The sequence below is a fragment of the Streptomyces sp. WM4235 genome, assembly GCF_001279725.1.
Taxonomy (GTDB): Bacteria; Actinomycetota; Actinomycetes; order Streptomycetales; family Streptomycetaceae; genus Streptomyces.
The window spans coordinates 1-19,534 of sequence record NZ_LGDE01000170.1; the positions used below are offsets into that span (position 1 = coordinate 1).

Annotated in this window: 20 protein-coding genes; 3 read left to right on the plus strand and 17 right to left on the minus strand. The window is 70.3% G+C overall.

Features of this window, described 5'->3' with window-relative positions; all coding sequences use genetic code 11:
• Positions 1 to 74: 74 nt before the first annotated feature.
• Both ADK55_RS14380 and ADK55_RS14385 read left to right on the plus strand, forming a co-directional pair.
• A complete protein-coding gene (locus ADK55_RS14380) occupies positions 75 to 1,631 on the plus strand; it encodes a serine hydrolase (RefSeq protein WP_053678722.1) in 1,557 nt (518 codons plus the stop codon).
• Positions 1,632 to 1,661: 30 nt separating this feature from the next.
• Positions 1,662 to 2,645: a pseudouridine synthase gene (locus ADK55_RS14385; protein ID WP_053678724.1), complete on the plus strand. Its 984-nt coding sequence runs from the start codon at positions 1,662 to 1,664 to the stop codon at positions 2,643 to 2,645.
• A 63-nt stretch (positions 2,646 to 2,708) separates the two neighbouring features.
• Here ADK55_RS14385 and ADK55_RS14390 read toward each other — a convergent pair whose 3' ends face one another.
• The 13 genes from ADK55_RS14390 to ADK55_RS14450 all read right to left on the minus strand — a co-directional run bounded on the left by ADK55_RS14390 (position 2,709) and on the right by ADK55_RS14450 (position 15,759).
• Complete coding sequence (locus tag ADK55_RS14390) at positions 2,709 to 3,359, minus strand: TetR/AcrR family transcriptional regulator (RefSeq protein WP_053678726.1); 651 nt, start codon at positions 3,357 to 3,359, stop codon at positions 2,709 to 2,711.
• Positions 3,360 to 3,450: 91 nt separating this feature from the next.
• The gene (locus ADK55_RS14395) at positions 3,451 to 6,288 is read right to left on the minus strand and encodes a DEAD/DEAH box helicase (RefSeq protein ID WP_053678727.1); all 2,838 of its coding nucleotides are present in this window, start codon (positions 6,286 to 6,288) and stop codon (positions 3,451 to 3,453) included.
• Between the two features lie 99 nt (positions 6,289 to 6,387).
• Positions 6,388 to 7,275 carry a diacylglycerol kinase gene (locus ADK55_RS14400; protein ID WP_053678844.1) on the minus strand — a complete coding sequence of 296 codons (888 nt, stop codon included), beginning with the start codon at positions 7,273 to 7,275 and terminating at the stop codon, positions 6,388 to 6,390.
• A gap of 70 nt (positions 7,276 to 7,345) precedes the next feature.
• Positions 7,346 to 8,302 (minus strand): twin-arginine translocase subunit TatC, encoded by a 957-nt coding sequence (tatC, locus tag ADK55_RS14405; protein ID WP_053678729.1) that lies wholly within the window; start codon positions 8,300 to 8,302, stop codon positions 7,346 to 7,348.
• A gap of 56 nt (positions 8,303 to 8,358) precedes the next feature.
• A complete protein-coding gene (gene tatA / locus ADK55_RS14410) occupies positions 8,359 to 8,655 on the minus strand; it encodes a Sec-independent protein translocase subunit TatA (protein WP_053678731.1) in 297 nt (98 codons plus the stop codon).
• Positions 8,656 to 8,852: 197 nt separating this feature from the next.
• Positions 8,853 to 9,053: a hypothetical protein gene (locus ADK55_RS14415; RefSeq protein ID WP_053678733.1), complete on the minus strand. Its 201-nt coding sequence runs from the start codon at positions 9,051 to 9,053 to the stop codon at positions 8,853 to 8,855.
• 25 nt (positions 9,054 to 9,078) lie between these two features.
• Positions 9,079 to 9,351 carry a hypothetical protein gene (locus ADK55_RS14420; protein WP_078998915.1) on the minus strand — a complete coding sequence of 91 codons (273 nt, stop codon included), beginning with the start codon at positions 9,349 to 9,351 and terminating at the stop codon, positions 9,079 to 9,081.
• A 15-nt stretch (positions 9,352 to 9,366) separates the two neighbouring features.
• Complete coding sequence (locus ADK55_RS14425; RefSeq protein WP_053678736.1) at positions 9,367 to 10,335, minus strand: helix-turn-helix transcriptional regulator; 969 nt, start codon at positions 10,333 to 10,335, stop codon at positions 9,367 to 9,369.
• 45 nt (positions 10,336 to 10,380) lie between these two features.
• Positions 10,381 to 11,340 carry a helix-turn-helix transcriptional regulator gene (locus ADK55_RS14430; RefSeq protein WP_053678738.1) on the minus strand — a complete coding sequence of 320 codons (960 nt, stop codon included), beginning with the start codon at positions 11,338 to 11,340 and terminating at the stop codon, positions 10,381 to 10,383.
• Positions 11,341 to 11,491: 151 nt separating this feature from the next.
• Entirely contained in the window at positions 11,492 to 11,872 is a 381-nt protein-coding gene (locus ADK55_RS14435; RefSeq protein WP_053678740.1) for an FKBP-type peptidyl-prolyl cis-trans isomerase, read from the minus strand.
• A 69-nt stretch (positions 11,873 to 11,941) separates the two neighbouring features.
• Positions 11,942 to 12,946 (minus strand): FKBP-type peptidyl-prolyl cis-trans isomerase, encoded by a 1,005-nt coding sequence (locus ADK55_RS14440; protein WP_053678742.1) that lies wholly within the window; start codon positions 12,944 to 12,946, stop codon positions 11,942 to 11,944.
• A gap of 130 nt (positions 12,947 to 13,076) precedes the next feature.
• On the minus strand, positions 13,077 to 14,438 hold the full coding sequence (gene pafA / locus ADK55_RS14445) for a Pup--protein ligase (protein WP_053678744.1): 1,362 nt from the start codon (positions 14,436 to 14,438) through the stop codon (positions 13,077 to 13,079).
• Positions 14,439 to 14,496: 58 nt separating this feature from the next.
• Entirely contained in the window at positions 14,497 to 15,759 is a 1,263-nt protein-coding gene (locus ADK55_RS14450; RefSeq protein ID WP_053678746.1) for an MFS transporter, read from the minus strand.
• 135 nt (positions 15,760 to 15,894) lie between these two features.
• On the opposite strand from ADK55_RS14450, the gene ADK55_RS14455 reads away from it, so the two are divergent.
• Positions 15,895 to 16,890, plus strand: a complete 996-nt coding sequence (locus ADK55_RS14455; RefSeq protein ID WP_053678748.1) for a LacI family DNA-binding transcriptional regulator — start codon at positions 15,895 to 15,897, stop codon at positions 16,888 to 16,890.
• A 57-nt stretch (positions 16,891 to 16,947) separates the two neighbouring features.
• On the opposite strand, the gene prcA is transcribed toward ADK55_RS14455, so the two are convergent.
• The 4 genes from prcA to ADK55_RS14470 form a co-directional block, all read right to left on the minus strand.
• Positions 16,948 to 17,712, minus strand: coding sequence for a proteasome subunit alpha (prcA, locus tag ADK55_RS14460; RefSeq protein WP_078998917.1), 765 nt, complete (start codon positions 17,710 to 17,712; stop codon positions 16,948 to 16,950).
• 46 nt (positions 17,713 to 17,758) lie between these two features.
• Positions 17,759 to 18,598 carry a proteasome subunit beta gene (gene prcB / locus ADK55_RS14465; RefSeq protein ID WP_053678751.1) on the minus strand — a complete coding sequence of 280 codons (840 nt, stop codon included), beginning with the start codon at positions 18,596 to 18,598 and terminating at the stop codon, positions 17,759 to 17,761.
• On the minus strand, positions 18,550 to 18,981 hold the full coding sequence (locus ADK55_RS36380; RefSeq protein WP_324611182.1) for an endonuclease VII domain-containing protein: 432 nt from the start codon (positions 18,979 to 18,981) through the stop codon (positions 18,550 to 18,552). The genes prcB and ADK55_RS36380 overlap by 49 nt, the downstream gene beginning before the upstream one ends.
• Positions 18,982 to 19,176: 195 nt before the next feature.
• Positions 19,177 to 19,389, minus strand: coding sequence for a ubiquitin-like protein Pup (locus tag ADK55_RS14470; protein ID WP_030016348.1), 213 nt, complete (start codon positions 19,387 to 19,389; stop codon positions 19,177 to 19,179).
• Between the last annotated feature and the right edge of the window lie 145 nt (positions 19,390 to 19,534).

Sequence of the window (19,534 nt, forward strand, 5' to 3'; positions counted from 1 at the left end):
GCCGCCCCGCCCACCCCCACGCCCGGCCGGCAGGCCACCGCGCGCCCCCGCCCGTCCGGCGGGACAATGACCCCATGCGTACGCTCCGCGTGCTCGGCGCGGCAGGGGCTGCCATGATGCTGGCCACCGCCGCCACCGCGACCACCGCCGCGGGAGCGACAGCCGCACCGAGCCCCCCGTCGCCGAAGCCCCGACTGACCGACGCCGCCGTCGACAAGGCGGTGGACCGCCTCGACGCCACCGTCACGGACATGATGAAGCGCACCGGCGTCCCGGGGGTGTCCGTGGCCGTGGTCCACAACGACGAGGTCATCCACCTCAAGGGCTTCGGACTGCGCCGGACCGGCGAGAGCGCGAAGGTCGACCCCGACACGGTCTTCCAGATCGCCTCCCTCTCCAAGCCCGTCTCCTCGACGGTGGTGGCCGGCGCCCTGACCACCCCCGACGAGTGGGACCGGCACGTCCCGCTCCCCGGTTTCTCCCTCAAGGACCCGTGGGTCACCGACCACGTCTCCACGGCCGACCTCTTCTCGCACCGCAGCGGCCTCCCCGACCATGCCGGGGACCTCCTCGAAGACCTCGGCTACGACCAGGCGTACATCCTCGATCACCTGCGCCTGGAGCCCCTCACCCCCTTCCGCGCGAGCTACGCGTACACCAACTTCGGGTTCACGGCCGCCGCCGAGGCCATCGCCCGGGCCCACGGCACCAGCTGGCAGAAGCTCGCGCGGGACACCCTCTTCAAGCCGGCGGGCATGACGCGCACCAGCACGGAGTTCGCCGCCTTCGAACGGGCGACGGACAAGGCCGCCACCCACGTGAGGAACCCCGACGGCACCTGGAGCCCGCGCTTCGTCCGCGACCCGGACGCCCAGTCCCCGGCGGGCGGGGTCAGCTCGACGGCCCGTGACATGTCCCGCTGGCTGCGCCTCCAGCTGGCCGAAGGCACCCTCGACGGCCGGCGCGTCGTCCCGCGGGACACCCTGGCCCGTACCCATGTCGCGGAGATCGTCTCGCAGCCGCCCGCCACGCCCACCGCGACGACCGGTTTCTACGGTCTCGGTTGGAACGTCTCCTACGACCAGGCCGGACGGCTGCGTCTGAGTCACTCCGGCGCCTTCGAACTCGGCGCCAACACCAACGTGACGATGCTTCCCTTGGAACAGCTCGGGATCGTCGTCCTGACCAATGGCGCCCCGGTCGGTCTCGCCGACGCCGTGGCCCTGGACTTCTTCGACTTCGCCGAACACGGCAAGGCCACCACCGACTGGCTGGCGCTGACCGGGGCCCTGTACGCGCAAATGGACGCCGCGGGCCGCTCCCCCACCGACTACGCCCACCCGCCCGCCGGCGCGAAGCCGGCCCAGGAGGACGGCGCGTACACCGGGACCTACGACAACCCCTACTACGGCGAGGCCACCGTCACCGCCAACCCGGACGGCGACGGGCTGACCCTCGCCCTCGGGCCGAAGCCCATGCGTTTCCCGCTCACCCACTACGACGGCGACGTGTTCAGCTTCGAGACCGTCGGCGAGAACGCCGTGGGCCGTACCGGGGTCACGTTCTCCGACGGCACGCTCCGCGTCGAGTACCTGGACGCCGACCACCTGGGCACCTTCACCGAGCAGTAGCGGCAGCGGCAGCGCCTAGGCTGGAGCCCGATGAAACGGAACATCCCGCCCGCGCCCCTGCCCCAGGTCTCCGGCATCGATCCGGTACGCCTGCGGCTTCCCCCCGACCCGGAGGGGATGTGGCCGGATCTCGGCACCTACCTCACCGCGCGGTACGCGGGAACCCGTGGGGCCGAGTCGATGGCGCGGCTCCTGCGCGACGGCCGGGTGCTCGGCGTCGGCGGGCGGGTACTGCGCCCCGAGGACCCGTACGAGGCGGGCGGCTTCCTGTGGTTCCACCGGGACATGCCGACCGAGCCCGTGGTGCCCTTCCCGATCCGGGTCGTGCATCGGGACGCGCACCTGCTGGTCGTGGACAAGCCGCACTTCCTGGCGACCACCCCGCGCGGCAGCCACGTCACCCAGACCGCCCTGGCGCGGTTGCGGGCGGAGTTGGACCTGCCGACGCTGAGCCCGGCGCACCGGCTGGACCGGATGACCGCCGGACTGGTGATGTTCAGCATCCGTCCCGAGGACCGCGGGGCGTACCAGTCGCTCTTCGAGCAGCGGAAGGTCTCGAAGGAGTACGAGGCCCTCGCCCCGCACGATCCCTCGGTGGAGCTGCCCCGCACCGTTCGCAGCCACATCGAGAAGGTCCGCGGGGTGATGGCGGCCGTGGAGCTCCCGGACATGCAACCCAATGCCGAGAGCCGCGTCGAGCTCGTCGCCGTCCGGGGCGACCTGGGCCGCTACCGGTTGACTCCGCACACCGGTCGGACCCACCAGCTGCGGGTGCACATGAACCGCCTGGGCCTGCCGATCCTCGGGGACCCGGTCTATCCGGTGGTCGCCGCGGCGGCGGATCCGGGCGACTACCGTCGACCGCTCCAACTCCTCGCGCGGAAGCTGGAGTTCACCGATCCCGTCACCGGTACGCCCCATCGCCTGGAGAGCGGGCTGAGCCTGCGCGCCTGGGACGACCGGGCGGGCTGGGAATCCGATCCCGGAGCCGCCGGACCCGCGCAGGGCGCCTGACACGCCCGACGCGACCGACCGCCACGCCCGCCCCGGCACTTCGCGCCAGGGCCGCGCCGGCGTTCAGCGCTCCACGCCCGCGATCCGCAGGGCGGCATCGGCCGCGGCCTCCGCGAAGGTCGCCATCGGGCGCGCCGGATCGGAGCGGCGGATGAGCATGACGCCCTCGATCAGCCCGAAGACGAGGTCGTTGCGCAGGGTCAACCCGGCCCTGTCGTCGTCCAGTTCGGTGTCGACCGAGGCGGAGTACAGCAACTCCAGGTAGACGTCGCGCAGTTCACCGCGCATCCGGTGGAACCTGGCGAACCGGTCCCCGGCGACCTCGGGCAGCAGGTACAGCGCGCCCAGGTTGTACGGCGCCCCGCACAGCAGCATCACGTCCGAGCGGCACAGCTCCCACAGTCGGTGCGCCGCGGGCCGGCCGCTCTCGGCCGACAGTCGGCGGGCCAGCGCCAGTGAGGGCGCCACCGTGGATTCCAGGAGTTCGGCGAGGAGTTCCTCCTTGCCGCCGAAGTAGTGGTACATCGTGGCCTGACGCATTCCGGCCCGCTCGGCCACCGCCCGTGTGGTGGTGGCCCCGTACCCTCGCGCCGTGAACAGCTCGGCCGCCGCGCGCAGGAGTTCCTCGCGCGGCGGCCGGCCGCTTTCCGGTCTCAGTTGATCGGCGCGAGGCCGACCGACCCGTCTCGGTCCTTCGTCCGTTCCCCCACTCATGCGATCGATCGTCGCACAGGACACGTCGAATCGATCATGGCAAGAGATGAGATCCGGCCATCCCGACTCTCGGAGGAAGCCCCAAAAGTGTCTAGCTGATGGAGCTGTATGCCACTACACCCCGAAGGAGTGCGTCCACGGCCTTACGGGCGTTTCGCGCCACGGTGCTCCCGCTGTCCGAGGACGACGGGGCCGCGGCGGCGATCTGCCCCAGCACGTCGATGACCTGCTTGCACCAGCGCACGAAGTCGCCGGCGGGCATCTCCGCCTCGCGCAGCACCTCGTCCAGGCTCTTGTCCGAGGCCCACTGGTAGGCCGCCCACGCGAAGCCGAGATCCGGTTCGCGCTGGCCCACCCCCTCCGCCTGGTTGATGCGGTGCTCCTCTTCCAGCGCGTCGAGCCGACCCCAGATCCGGACCATCTCGCCGAGCGCCGCCTTCGCCGCGCCGCCGGGCACCTTGGGCGCCACCGCGTCGTCGGCCTGCCGGGATTCGAACACCAACGCCGAAACGCAGGAGGCGAGTTCGGCCGGGGAGAGGCCTTCCCAGACCCCCTCGCGCAGGCATTCCGACGCCAGCAGGTCGAGCTCCCCGTACAGCCGGGCGAGCCGCTTGCCGTGCACGGTGACCTCGTCCTCGCGCAGGTAGTCCAACTCGGTGAGCAGGGCGTGGATCCGGTCGAAGGTGCGGGCGATGGTGTTCGTCCGCCCCTCGATCCGCCGCTCCAACTGCTGGGTGTCCCGCTGGAGTCGGTGGTAGCGCTCGGCCCAACGGGCGTGGTCCTCGCGCTCGTCGCAGCCGTGGCACGGGTGTGCCCGCAGTTCGGTGCGCAGCCGGGCGATCTCGCGGTCGTCGGCCGCGGCGGCGCGGCCTCGCCGCTGACGCTCCGGGCTGACGTGCCCGGCCTTGCTGCGCAGCGCGGTCGCCAGGTCCCGACGGGACTGCGGCGAACGGGGGTTGAAGGTCTTCGGGATCCGCATCCGGTCGATCGCCTCGACGGGCACCGGGAAGTCGATGGCGGCGAGCCGCTTGACCTGGCGTTCGGCGGTGAGCACCAGCGGGCGCGGGCCCTCGGTGTACTCGTGTCCGCGATGCCCGTTGGAGCGGCCGGCGGGCACGCCCGGGTCGAGGACCAGCGCCAGTCCGGCGAACTTGCCGGTCGGCACGTGGATGATGTCGCCCGGCTTGAGCTTCTCCAGCGATCCGGCGGCCTGCGCCCGGCGCTGGGCCGCGCCCTGCTTGGCGAGTTCCGTCTCGCGGTCCTTGAGGTCGCGGCGCAGCCGCGCGTACTCCTCGAAGTTCCCCAGGTGACAGGTCATGCCCTCCTGGTAGCCCTGGAGTCCCTCCTCGTTGCGCTGGACCTGCTTGGAGATGCCGACGACCGAGCGGTCCGCCTGGAACTGCGCGAAGGAGGTCTCCAGGAGTTCGCGCGAGCGGTGCCGACCGAACTGCTGGACCAGGTTCACGGCCATGTTGTACGAGGGCTTGAAGCTGGAGCGCAGCGGATAGGTGCGGGTGCCGGCGAGTCCGGCGAGGGCCGCCGGGTCCATGCCCCGCTGCCAGAGCACCACCGCGTGACCCTCGACGTCGATGCCGCGCCGGCCGGCACGCCCGGTGAGCTGCGTGTACTCACCCGGGGTGATGTCGGCGTGCTGTTCGCCGTTCCACTTGACCAGCTTCTCCAGGATGACCGTGCGGGCGGGCATGTTGATGCCCAGCGCGAGGGTCTCGGTGGCGAAGACGGCCTTCACGAGGCCGCGGACGAAGAGTTCCTCGACGACCTCCTTGAACTTCGGCAGCATGCCCGCGTGGTGTGCGGCGATGCCCCGCTCCAGGCCTTCGAGCCACTCGTAGTAGCCGAGGACGTGCAGGTCCTCGCTGGGGATGGTGGCGGTCCGTGCCTCGACGATCTCGCGCACCCGCAGGCGCCCGGCCTCGTCGTTGAGCCGCAGCCCGGCGTAGAGGCACTGCTGGACGGCGGCCTCGCAGCCGGCCCGGCTGAAGATGAAGTTGATGGCGGGGAGCAGGTCGTCGTTGCCGAGCCGGCCGATGACCTCGGGCCGGCTCGGGGTCCAGATCCGGCTGCGGGAACGTCGCTCGCGCTCACGGTCGGCCTCGCGGACCATCTTGCCGCGCCGCCGGTCCTTCGGGTTGTACGTGCGGCTGTTCTCCTCGCGCGCCATGCGCAGCAGGTCCGGGTTGACCTCGCGGCGGCCGGAGCCGCGACCCCCGTGGTCGGACTCCTCCTCGAAGAGGTCGTACACCCGGCGGCCGGCCATGACGTGCTGCCACAGCGGAACGGGCCGCTCCTCGGAGACGATCACCTCGGTGTCGCCGCGCACGGTGTCGAGCCAGTCGCCGAACTCCTCGGCGTTGGACACGGTCGCGGAGAGGGAGACCAGGGTCACCGACTCGGGGAGGTGGATGATGACCTCCTCCCAGACGGCTCCGCGGAACCGGTCGGAGAGGTAGTGCACTTCGTCCATCACGACGTAGCCGAGGCCGCGCAGCGACCGGGAGCCCGCGTAGAGCATGTTGCGGAGCACCTCGGTGGTCATGACGACCACGGGCGCCTCGGAGTTGACGCTGTTGTCGCCGGTCAGCAGGCCCACCTTGTCGGCGCCGTAGCGCTTGACGAGGTCGGCGTACTTCTGGTTCGACAGGGCCTTGATGGGCGTGGTGTAGAAGCACTTGCGGCCCTGCCGCAGGGCGAGGTGCACGGCGAACTCGCCGACGATCGTCTTGCCCGAGCCGGTCGGCGCGGCGACGAGAACGCCCTTTCCGGCCTCCAGTGCCTGGCATGCCTCGACCTGGTACGGGTCCAGGCCGAATTCGTACATCTCGCGGAAGGGTGCCAGGGCGGTGGCCTCTTCGGCGGCGCGGATCCGGGCAGCGGCGTAGCGCTCCGCGGGTGAGAGTTCTTCGGTCATCTTGTCGTCGAGCCTACCCGCCGGCCCTGACAACAGTCGCGATCTTTACGACGAGTACGGGTGGCCGGAACGGGCCCGGTCGGATCGGCGGGACACCCCCTACGTGAGGAGCCGCAAGGCCGCCGGTACGCACTCGGCCGTCACCGGCAGCGGCCCCAGCGGCTCGCCGTCCGCGTAGGCGGTGATGCCGGCGGCCTCCAGGGTGACCTTGGAGGCCCGGTGGACGGTCACCTTCGGGTGGCCGAGATGCGTCCCTTTGTAGACCTGCGGGAACACCTTGAGCAGGGTGCCCCGGCCGCAGTCGCCGACCACGGTGACGTCGAACAGTCCGTCGTCGGGCACCGCGTCCGCGCAGATGCGCATGCCGCCGCCGTAGGAGGAGCTGTTGCCGACGGCCACCAGCGTGGCCTCGGTCTCGATGACGGGCCCGCCGTCGAGGGTGATCCGGTACGGGAAGGGGCGGAAGGACGCAAGCTCCGCGAGGATCGCCAGGTCGTACTTGAAGCGGCCCAGCGGCAGCCGCATCCGGTTGCCCCGGTCGTTGACCCGCGAGTCGAAGCCGGAGCACAGCACGGTCCCGTACCAGGTGTCGGCGGCGCGCCCGAGGTCGATCTCCCTGATCCGGCCCTCCTTGAGGGCCTCGGCGGCCAGCCGGCCGGCCCGCGCGGGTTCCCGTACGGGCAGGCCCAGGGAGCACGCGAAGTCGTTGCCGGTCCCCACCGCGACCACGCCCAGCGGCACCGCGGTCCCGGCCAGTGCCTGGAGGGCGAGGGAGACCAGCCCGTCGCCACCGACCGCGATCACCGCACCGGTGCCCTCGCGCACCGCGGCCCGCAGCCGGGCCAGGGCGTCGGCGGCGTCCGTGCCGACGACGGTGCGGACGGAGAAGCCCGCCGCCCGGAGCGCGGAAGCGGCCGGCTGCGCGGCGTGCGCGCCCCGGCCGCGTCCCGCGGTGGGATTGACGAAGAGGGTGATCTCAGAAGTCACCCGCACATGATCTCAAGCACTCGCCCGCGCCGGGAGGGGCGTGCGGCCCCGGTGGTCCGGGGCCCGGCCGTCAGGTCGCGTCGTCGTAACCGTTGATCTGTCGGCGTCCGCCGTCGGCCTGCTCCGGCAGTGCGGAGGCGGCGGGCGCGGAGCCCACCGCGCCGATCGGGGCGGGGGTCAGGTCCAGCTCGGCTGCCTCGTCGTCGTCGAGACCCGCGTCGGGGTTCTTGCGCCTGCGCCTGCGGTCGTTGATCAGGCAGATGCCGAGCGCGATGAAGTAGAGGGCGACGATCGGTGCGGCCAGCGACACCATGGTCAGCGGGTCACCGGTGGGCGTCGCGAAGGCGGAGAAGATCGTGATGCCGAGGACCATCACCCGCCACCAGCTCGCCAGACGCTTCGCGGTGAGGACCCCGGTGAAGTTCAGCAGGATCAGCAGCAACGGCAGTTCGAAGGCGAGGCCGAAGACGACGACCATCCGCGTGACCAGGTCGAGGTAGTCGTCGACCGGCAGCAGGTTGCGCGCGTGATCGGGGGTGAATTCCAGCAGGATCGTCGCGGTCTGCGGAAGGATCTTGTACGCGAGGACCGCGCCGGCGCCGAAGAGCGGCGCTCCGACCGCGACGAAGCTGATCGCGTACTTCTTCTCGTGGCCGTGCAGGCCGGGGGCCACGAAGGCCCACAGCTGGTAGAGCCACACCGGGGCGGAGAGCACGATGCCCGCGGTGAGCGAGACCTTGAGGGCGATCGAGAACGGCGCGATGAGGCCGTTCACGGTCATGTCGGCGCAGGGGCGGCCGTTGCGCTGCGACACCACCCCGTCGGTGCAGCCGACGGAGCCCAGCATCGGCTTCAGCATGAAGTCGATGAGGTCCTTGTAGAAGAAGGCCGCGACGCTGGTGATCAGAATGATCGCCAGGACCGACTTCAGCAGGCGGTTTCTCAGCTCACGCAGGTGCTCGACAAGAGGCATGCGCCCTTCGGCGTCCTTGTCCGCTTTCTCCTGCTTGCGGGCAGACTTGAGCAACCCACGTCCCTCGTCTCGATGCAGATGACTGGCGTGACCGGTGTGGCCGTCGGCCGTCAGCCCTGGGTGGTGCGGTTCGGCTCGGTGACCGGGCGCGAGCTGGTGACGTCACCGGGCGCGGCCTGGATCGTGCGCGGCGCGACCGGCTGGGCGCCGGCCTGGTCGGCGACCGTGGCGGCGGTGGCCGCGTCGTCGGGCTCGCCGTCCTTCTTCATGGCCTTCGCCTCGCTCTTGAGGATGCGGGCCGACTTGCCGAGGGAGCGAGCCATCTCGGGGAGCTTCTTGGCACCGAACAGCAACACGATGACAGCGATGATCAGAAGGATCTCAAGGGGCTTCAGATTGCCGATCATGTGTGTCTTCCTTACTCACCGAAACGGCTGGTTGTGGTGGCGGGTCACGCCGGACGAAGATCCGCCGCGCCCTCCTGCAACGATCGTAACCCCCGGGGGTTAACGCCCGGCAATCCCCCGGCGTCTCCCCGCATCCGTGCGCACGGGTGAGGGGACCGACGGTACGGGTCCCGACCCGCGGTTTCCATGGGCAGGGGTTACGGGAGTGTGGCACGTCCCGTGCGGGCCAGATCGCTCGCGGCCCGTTCCAGGTCGCCCGAGGCCTCGGTGATCCGGCGGCTGGCGTCGGCCACCTGGCCGGACAACCGCCGGACCTGCACGAAGACTCGTACGGCCAGCACGCCGAGAACGGCGAGACCGAGGAAACCCAGGGCAATTGCGAGCATCGGCCACAGCATGGGACGAGCCTAGGCCACGACCGGCTCAGACACTGCGCAGGGTGCTCACTCCGCCACCCGTCAGCAGCTCCACGATCCGTTCACCGGCGGGTTTGCGGACGGAAGCGCCGCACTCGGGGCACGTGAACGAGTAGAAGGTGGTCCGCCGACTGCCCCCGATGGCCAGTCTCAGCGCGCCCGCCCCCAGCTCGAACCGGGCCCGGCACTGCGGACAGCCCGCCTTGAAGGTGACCGCGGCGGGCGCCGCCGCCGAATCCGCCGGGCCGGACCCCGGCACCGGCCCCGATGATGGCGACATCGCTCCCCGCTCCCCCTAGCCCTGTTCCCCGTACCCCGCGAGCGCCTCTCCAGCCGCCTTCCGCGCGCTGTCCGCCAGCTCCGGCGGCGACACGATGCGCCCCTCGCGGCCCAGCCGCAGCGCCAGCCGGCGCAGCGAGGCCGGGTCCGGGCTGCGCAGGGTGATCCGCAGACCGCCCTCCGCCAGCTCCTCGGCGCTGTCGTGCGGGTAGTACTCGGCGACCCAGCGCCCGCCCGGGCCCACCTCGACCACGACCTCCGGGTCCTCGGCGGCCGGCTGGACCAGCCCCTCGGACAGGTCGCGCGGCTCGATCGCGGGCGGGTCGGACCGCTCGTCCAGGAGCGTGATCTCGGCGACCCGGTCCAGACGGAAGGTCCGCCGGGCCTCCGAGAGGTGGCACCACCCCTCCATGTACGTGTGACCCACCGCGAACAGCCGGATCGGGTCCACCGTGCGCTCGGTCAGCTCGTCCCGCGCGGGCGAGTAGTACCGCAGCCGGACCCGGCGCCGCTCGGCGATGGCGCGGTCGACGTCCGCGAAGACCCCGCCCTCCGACTCGAAGGTCACCGACAGCCGGGAGCTCGCGCCGGCGACCTCGCCCGCCGCGGCCTCCAGCTTGGCCGTGGCCCGCAGCAACGCGTCCCGGTCGCTCTCGCGCAACCCCGGAAGGGTGGCCACCGCGCGGGCGGCGACCAGCAGCGCGGTCGCCTCGTCGGCGGCCAGCCGCAGCGGCTCGGCGGTGGACTCCCCCGACGCGTCGGGGTTGCGCCACCAGATGCGCTCCCCGTCGGTGTCGATGTCGAGCAGGTCCCCGCCCCGGAAGCTGGTGCCACACATGGGCAGCACGTCGAGGTCCGAGATCAGCTCGTCCTCGGTGATTCCAAAGGCGCGCGCGACGTCGGCGACGTGCGCTCCGGGGCGTTCGCGCAGATACGTCACCAGGGACAGCATCCGGCGGGTCTGGTCAATGGCGTTCGCAGCCATGCTGGTACGTCTCCCCCTCAGGGCGGTTCTGGCGAATGTTGCGGTTCAGCCCTTGGCGACGGCGCGCAGCCGGTCCACCACGTCGGCCCGCAGGTCCGCGGGCCCCAGCACCACGACGTCCGGGCCGAACTCGACCAGCCAGGCGTCCAGCCCGTGCCCGTACGGGATCTCCAGCTCGTCCCAGCCCTCGGCCACGCCCTCGCGCACCCCGGTGGCCTTGGCCCGCAGCGGATAGCCGGCCCCGGTACGCAGCCGGATCAGCGCGGAACGATCGGCGCTCTCGCCGGCCCAGCTCGCGACGGTCTCCCGCACGGTCACCACGTCCGGCACCTGCGCGGTGTACTTCGCCGCCCGGGAGCGGACCTTGCCGGTGATCCGGGAGAGCCGGAACACCCGCTCCGCACCGCGGTCCCGGTCGAAGCCGGCCAGGTACCAGTGACCGCGCCAGCACTCCAACGCCCACGGCTCGACCTGACGGGTCTCGGGCCTCGCCGCGGTGGACTTGCGGTAGTCGAAGACCACCGGCCGCCGATCGCGGCACGCCAACATCAGCGGCTCGAAGGCCGCCTCGTGCACCGGGATCCGCGGCTCGATGGCACTGTGTTGACCCTCGTACGGGTCGCCCGCCTCGGGCATTCCGCCCGCGCGCAGCTTCTGCAGTGCGCCGCTGGCCGCGCCCGCCAGACGGGCCTGCTGCCAGACCTTCGCCGCCAACCCGAGGGCGGCGGCCTCCTCGGCGTCCAGGGAGACCGGCGGCAGCCGATTGCTGTCCCGACGGGCCAGATAGCCCGTGTCACCGTCCAGGTTCTCCACCGTCTCGATGACCAGGCCGAGTTCCCGCAGGTCGTCCTTGTCCCGTTCGAACATCCGGTTGAAGGATTCGTCGTTGCCGGCTTCCATGTAGGCCTCGATCGAACCGCGCAGCTCACGCTTGCTGAGGGGCCGTCGGGTCCCCAGCAGACACAGCGCCAGATTCATCAGCCGCTCGGCCTTGGCAATCGCCATCGACGCCCTTCCGCCCTTCTCGACGCACACCCCCGGCGTACGCGTACGCGCACGGCCTCGTGACCGTTGACCGTACCGTCCCGGCGGTCCCCCGCAAAAGCGAGGGCCCCCGCCGTCCGGCGGGGGCCCCACAACTGTCACGACCGAGGGATCAGGCGTCCATCAGGTCACAGACGAAGATCAGCGTCTCGCCCGGGGCGATCAGGCCGCCACCCGCGCCGCTGTCCCCGTACGCGAGGTGCGCGGGAATGGTGATCTTGCGGCGGCCACCGACCCTCATGCCCTGCACGCCCTGGTCCCAGCCCTTGATGACCTGACCGACACCGAGCTGGAACGCCAGCGCGGAACCGCGGTTCCAGGAGGCGTCGAACTCCTCGCCGGTGGAGAACGCCACGCCCACGTAGTGGACCTTGATGAACGCACCGACCTTGGCCTCGGCGCCGTCGCCCACCCAGATGTCCTCGATCACGAGATCGGCGGGGGCATCGCCCTCGGGGAAGTCGATCTCGGGCTTCTCAAGCTGGTCACTCACGGAACTGCTCCTCAAATCTACGAACCGGGGCCCCTCCCGGCCTGAACCGGGAAGAGGACCGAACCAGTCTTACACTGCTCCGACGATGTCCACGACGAAGGCCAGCGTGGAGTTGGCCGGCAGGTCCTCACCCTTGGCCTGGTCCTTGTAGGCCATCTCCGGCGGAATCACCAGCAGGACGCGGCTGCCGACCTTCTTGCCGACCAGACCCTTGTCCCAGCCCTCGATGACCTGCCCCTTGCCGATCGCCGTCGAGAACGGCGAGCCGGTCTTCCACGACGTGTCGAACAGCTTCGCGGCATCCTTGCCCTGGTTCGGCGCCCACGCGGCACCGCTGTACTGCATGTAGACGGTCTGGCCGTTCTTGACCTCGGGACCCTTGCCCTCGATCAGGACCTTGTCGACCAGCTCCTTCGGAGGGTCGTTCTTCGGGATCGTGATCGTGGCGGCCTCGTCCTTGTCCGCCTTGACCTGGGGCAGGTCCGAGGGGATCGGCGCCTGCGTGCCCTCGGCCTTCTTCGGCAGGGTCGAGTCGATGTCCATCACGAAGACCAGGTTGTCGGCCGGACCGACCCCCAGCTGCGGCTGACCCTTGTCACCGAACGCGGCCGCCGGAGGCGCCACGACCAGCACACGGCTGCCGACCTTCTTGCCCACCACGGACTCGCTGAACAGCGGCAGGATCTCCGGAGAACCGGCGGTGACGACGATCGGCGCACCACCCTCGTCGTAGGACCCGTTCAGGTCCTTGCCGCCCTTCCAGACCTTGCCCGTGTACTTCGTGACGACGAGATCGCCCTTCTTGATCTCCGCGCCCGACCCCTCCTTGACCGTGCTCACCACGAACTTGCCGCTCGGGTCGCCCTTGGGGACGGTGATCTCCGCCTTCTTCCCCGCCTCACCCGCCACGGTGGGCATCGGGTCCGCGGAAGCGACCGCCTTCGGTACCGAGGGCTGCGAGGCATCGGCCGACGGAGACGCGGAATCCTTCTTGTCCTTGTCGTCGCCCCCTCCACAGGCCGCGGTGAGCATCAGAGCCGGCACGATGAGCGCGGCAGCAAGTCGGCGTCGCACAGTGGTCCTCAGGGTCGCTGGAATGGTCCGTCGTAGCGGCCCACTCTACGGCCAACCCCCTCGCCGACAAGGCGGCGCCGTGCGAAGGGCCCCGCACGCCACTGCGCACGGGGCCCTCCACCGCCGGACATCACATCCCGGCGATCAACTTCTCCACCCGATCGTCCACCGACCGGAACGGGTCCTTGCACAGCACCGTCCGCTGCGCCTGGTCGTTCAGCTTCAGGTGCACCCAGTCGACCGTGAAGTCCCGCCTCTGCTCCTGCGCCCGGCGGATGAAGTCGCCGCGCAGCCGGGCCCGGGTCGTCTGCGGGGGCACCGACTTGCCCTCGAAGATCTTCAGGTCGTTGCAGATCCGCGCCGCCTGCCCCTTGCGCTCCAGCAGGTAGTACAGACCGCGCCGACGGTGGATGTCGTGGTACGCGAGGTCTATCTGGGCGACCCGCGGGTTCGACATGGTCATGTTGTGCTTGGCCCGGTACCGCTCGATCAACTGGTACTTCATGACCCAGTCGATCTCGGTCCCGATCCGGTCCAGGTCCTCCGCGTCGATCGCGTCCAGCGTGCGACCCCACAGCTCCAGGACCTGATCGACGACACCGGTGCGGATACCCCGCCGCTCGGCGAAGTCCACGGCCTTGTCGTAGTACTCGCGCTGGATCTCCAGGGCCGAGGCCTCACGACCGCTCGCCAGGCGCACCTTGCGCTGCCCCGTGATGTCGTGACTGACCTCGCGGATGGCCCGGATCGGGTTCTCCAGGGTCAGGTCCCGCATCACGGTGCCCGCCTCGATCATGCGCAGCACCAGATCGGTGGCCCCGACCTTGAGCAGCATGGTCGTCTCGGACATGTTCGAGTCACCGACGATCACGTGCAGTCGCCGGTACCGCTCGGCATCCGCGTGCGGCTCGTCCCTGGTGTTGATGATCGGCCGGGAACGCGTCGTGGCGGAACTGACGCCCTCCCAGATGTGCTCGGCCCGCTGGCTGACGCAGTAGACCGCGCCCCGAGGGGTCTGGAGCACCTTGCCCGCGCCACAGATCAGCTGGCGCGTGACGAGGAAGGGAATGAGGATGTCCGCCAGACGGGAGAATTCTCCGTGCCGCGCCACGAGATAGTTCTCGTGGCAGCCGTAAGAATTGCCCGCCGAGTCGGTGTTGTTCTTGAACAGGTAGACGTCGCCCGCGATTCCCTCCTCGTGCAGGCGGCGTTCGGCGTCGACGAGCAGGCCTTCGAGAATGCGCTCGCCGGCCTTGTCGTGGGTGACCAGTTCGATCAGGTTGTCGCATTCGGGAGTTGCATATTCCGGATGCGAACCCACGTCGAGGTAGAGGCGGGCGCCGTTCCGCAGGAAGACATTGCTGCTGCGGCCCCATGACACAACACGGCGGAAGAGGTAGCGCGCCACTTCGTCAGGAGACAGTCGGCGCTGTCCCCTGAACGTGCACGTGACGCCGTACTCGTTCTCCAGCCCGAAAATGCGGCGGTCCATGACTGAACATTACGCCTTCTGCCCTCTTCTGAAACCGGGTTCGCCGGCGCCGTTCCGATCAGTTTCTGATCAGAGGGTCCGAGGAGCCCTCCTCCGAGCCCTCCGCGACAGCCCCGCCGGCGCCCGCCACGACCCCGCCGCGCACCGGGGCGGCGAGCACCCGCTGAGTGGCCATCAGCACCACCAACGCCGCCGCGCCGGCCACACTCGCCACCGCGAAACCGGCCCTCGTGTCACCCAGTTCCACCGCCGGCCCGGCCGCCGCCGTACCGATCGCCGCACCCACCCCGAAGAAGGTCACCAGCCAGGAGAACGCCTCCGTCACCGTGCCCCGCGGAGCGTGCCGGTCCACGACGATGAACGCGCACGCGATGGCGGGCGCCAGGAACACCCCCGCCAGCGCCGACAACGCCGTCATGCCCACCGGCCCCGGCGTCAGCATCAACGGCAGATAACAGACCGCGAGCAGCGCCACCAGCATCCGCAGCCGCCGCTCCGCGGCCCCCGCCCACTGCCGGGCCCCGTAGACCACACCGCCCACCAGCGCGCCCAGCCCCAGCGCCGCCATCAACCAGCCGTACACCGCCTGACCGCCGTGATCGTCCGCGTACGCCACACCGGCCACCGTGATCGAACCCAGCGCCGTACCGACGAAGAAGAACGCGCCCAACAGCGCCAGCAACCCCCGAGAGCGCAGAGCGCCCAGCCAATGGGCCTCCCGCGGCGCGGAACGCCACGTACGGGAGGGCTCGGAGACCACCACGGACAGCGCGCCCAACACACCGATGCCATTGATCACCAGCAGCGCGACCGCCGGGTCCCACAGCGCGACGAAGAGCGTCACCAGCAGCGGACCGACCGTGAACATGACCTCCTGCGCCACCGCGTCCATGGCGTACGCCACGTGGACCCGCTCCTCCTTGCCGCCGAGCACCCCCGGCCACAGCGCGCGCAGCCCGCCCTCCAACGGAGGCGTGAACAACCCCGCCACGACCACGGCCGCGTAGGCCACCGCCACCGACCCGGTCCCCGCGAGCGCCAGCCACACCATGCCCAGCGCGGACACCACCGCGGCCGGCAACTGCACGCGCGGCTGCCCGTACAGGTCCACGGCCCGACCCAGCAACGGCTGCCCCACCGCGTTCGCCACCCCGTACGCCGCCGCCAGCGCGCCCGCCAGGCTGTAGCTGCCCCCCTCGGCCCGGGTGAACAGCACGATCGCGATGGCTGCGGTGCCATTGGGCAACCGCCCCACGAGCGTGCCCACCAACAGCCTCGCGGCGTGCCTGGTCTTGAGCAGCTCCGCGTAACCCGCGGCCATGTCCGCCCCCTCCTGCCCGGAACCAGCCGGGGTAATACGTATAACTTGACGGGTCATACGTACCATGTCCCCAGTCCGCCGGTCCACCCGCCGGACCACCCCCCACCCCATGACCTGCGACAACGGGAGCCCCCTGTGACGAGACCCACCAGCCGGGACGTCGCCGCCGCCGCCGGGGTCTCCCAGGCCACCGTCTCCCTCGTCCTCGGCGACAAATGGCGCGGCCGCGTCTCCGAACGCACCGCCGACCTCGTCCGCGAGAGCGCCGCCACCCTCGGCTACCGCCCCAACCTCGCCGCCCGCAACCTGCGCCTCGGCTCCACCCGCACCGCCCTCCTCGTCGTCCCCGCCCTCACCAACGAGTTCTTCGCCCGCGTCTACACCGGCGCCGCCCGCGTCGCCGCCGAACACGGCTTCGGCGTCGTCCTCTACCCCTCCCCCGACGGCACCGGCCCCGCCCGCGACCCCTTCGCCTCCGCCCGCGCCGCCCTCGACGGAGTCATCGCCTCCTCCATGGCCGCCGACGCCCTCGACGCCCTCGGCCGCGAAGGCCTCCCCCTCGTCATGCTCGACAGCGACCCCGCCTCCGACACCGCCGCCGCCCACGTCAACCTCGCCATGGCCGACGGCATGCGCCAAGCCGCCACCCACCTCCTCGACCACGGCCACCGCCGCTTCCTCCACCTCGCCTCCGCCGTCGACTCCTGGACCTTCGACATTCGCGCCAAGGCCCTGCCGGCCCTCCTGGGCCCCTCCACCGAACTGCGCACCATCAGGGCCCCCCTCACCGTCCACGGCGCCCGCACCGCCATGGAAGCCCTCCTGAAGGCACCCGGGCCCCGACCCACCGCCGTCATCTGCGACGACGACATCCTCGCCGCCGGCGCCTGCAAGGCCGCCCGCCGCCTCGGCCTGCGCGTCCCCGACGACCTCTCCGTCACCGGCTTCGACGACCTCGCCCTCGCCACCGCCGTCGAACCCGAACTCACCACCGTCCGCCTGCCCGCCGAACGCGTCGGCGAGCAGGGCATGAGCGCCCTCCTCGCCGTCCTCGACGGCACCCCCTGGTCCGCCCCCGACATCCCCGTCGAACTCGTCGTCCGCGACTCCACCGGCCCCGCCCCCGCCTGAACGCGCAAAGGCCCCGACCCACCGCGAACGGCAGACCGGGGCCCCCCACACACATGACTACTCGGCGTCGTCCTCCGGCACCTCGTCATTCGACACGGCATCGGCCTGCGCCGCCGCCGGCACGTCAGCCTCCAGCAACCGCGCCAACTGCCGACCGCGGATCCGCTTGAACTTCCGCTGCTGCGCCCGCGTACGGTCCAGCACCGCGACCTCCAGCCGCTCGGCCGGAATCGCCTTGTCCGCGCCGTTCGCCTGACTCGACAGCGCCTGCACCGCCAACTTCAACGCCTCGGACAACGTCATCCCGTCCCGGTGGCGCTGATCCAGGAACGTGCTGATCTGCTCCGCGTTGCCGCCGACCGCGACCGAGCCGTGCTCGTCCACGATCGAACCGTCGTGCGGCAGCCGATAGATCTGGTCACCCGCGGCCGTCGGACCGACCTCGGCCACCACCAGCTCCACCTCGTACGGCTTCTCGCCCGCGCTGGAGAAGATGGTGCCCAGCGTCTGCGCGTAGACGTTGGCGAGCCCACGGGCCGTCACGTCGTCGCGGTCGTAGGTGTACCCGCGCAGATCCGCGTAGCGCACACCACCGATCCGCAGGTTCTCGTACTCGTTGTACTTGCCGGCGGCCGCGAAGCCGATCCGGTCGTAGATCTCACTGAACTTGTGCAGCGCGCGGGACGGGTTCTCCCCCACGAACACGATGCCGTCGGCGTATTGCAGCACGACCAGGCTGCGACCGCGGGCGATGCCCTTCCGGGCGTATTCCGCCCGGTCGGCCATGGCCTGCTGAGGTGAAACATAGAACGGAGTCGACACCGGCTGACCGTCCCTTTCTTCTGGGCTCCTACGAGGCGACGGATGGTCAGAGCAGGGCGGCGCGCGGGCCGTCGGGCTGCTCCAGCCGACGGTCGGTCACCGAACGGGCCAGCGCCTGCGACTCGTCGTCGGTCAGCCGGCGGAAGCCCTCGTCGGTGATGACGGTGACAATGGGATAGATGTGACGGTAGAGGTCCGGACCACCCGTCGCCGAGTCGTCGTCGGCCGCGTCGTACAGCGCCTGCACGACCAGCGTGGTGGCCTGCTCCTCCGTCAGGTCGGGACGGTACAGCTTCTTCATGGACCCGCGGGCGAAGATCGACCCGGACCCGGTGGCGGCGAACCCGTGCTCCTCGGAGCGACCGCCCGTCACGTCGTAGGAGAAGATCCGACCCTTCTCCTTGGCCTCGTCGTAGCCCGCGAAGAGCGGTACGACGGCCAGCCCCTGCATCGCCATGCCGAGGTTGCTGCGGATCATGGTGGACAGACGGTTCGCCTTGCCCTCCAGCGAGAGGGTCGTCCCCTCCACCTTCTCGAAGTGCTCCAGCTCCAGCTGGAACAACTTCACCATCTCGACGGCGAGGCCGGCCGTACCCGCGATGCCCACCGCGGAGTACTCGTCGGCCGGGAACACCTTCTCGATGTCCCGCTGGGCGATCATGTTCCCCATGGTCGCCCGCCGGTCACCGGCGAGCACCACACCGCCGGGGAACGTCGTCGCGACGATCGTCGTCCCGTGGGGCGCCTCGACGACACCGTCGGGGAGCTTGCGGTTCCCCGGCAGCATCTCGGGCTGGTGCGCCCCGAGGAAGTCCATGAAGGACGAGGACCCCGGCGTCAGGAAGGCTGCCGGTAGACGCCCTGTGCTACGAGTGTTGGGTTCCACAGGTTTCCTTCCACGTAAGCGGCTGCACGCCTTATGACGTCCGGCCGATCCTTGAACTGCCCCAAGGCTGCGTTGCAGCTGAAGCACAGCACGCCTCGGACCTTACCCGTCTGATGATCGTGATCCACATGCTCGGCCGGACCGGTTCGGCACAGCAGACACGAACCACCCTGCGCCTCGATCATCGCGTCACGCTCGGCCTCGGTAATGCCGTATTTGCGTTTGAAGTAGCTCGCCCGGTTGCGCTGCGTCCTGAATACGCGGCAGTAACTGGACCAACCGTCCGAGGTGGTCTTGTTCCGCTCCCATTCCGAGTGCGGTTTGACCTCCCGACACTGGGGGCACCGCTTGTGACCGGACGGTACGGTCACCTTCTCCCGCACCGTCCGCCCCTTCGCTTCCTGGCGCGCCTTGTAGTAGTCCGCAGAACACGAGCGACCGTAGGACTGCAATCCGTCGGCTATGGAACGGTTACTCGCATATTCCGACCGCGGCCTGTCCTGCTTGCACCTCGAGCACCGCTTGGTGATCCCTGCCAACTACCGCACGCCCCCCTGCGATTCGAAGGTCAAATGGCCTTACTGGCCACCCTTCTGAACGAAGGACCGCACGAAATCCTCGGCATTCTCCTCGAGTACATCGTCAATCTCGTCAAGTACCGAGTCGACGTCGTCGGAGAGTTTTTCCTGGCGCTCCTTGAGGTCGGTCGATTCCTCGACCGCCGCCTCCTCGACCTCCTCGGTCGAGCGCGTCGCCTTCTGCTGTCCGCCGCCGGTGTCCTTGGTCGCCATGTCTACCTCACCCCGCTCGGTTCGCACGCTCATGTCGAGAGACCCCGGAATCGGGATCTCTCAAGATCAGACCCTACGCCGGACCCTACAAGGAGGCCCCGACATTCGTCCCGGTACTTTCACAACGTCCGGGTGACTTCATGAT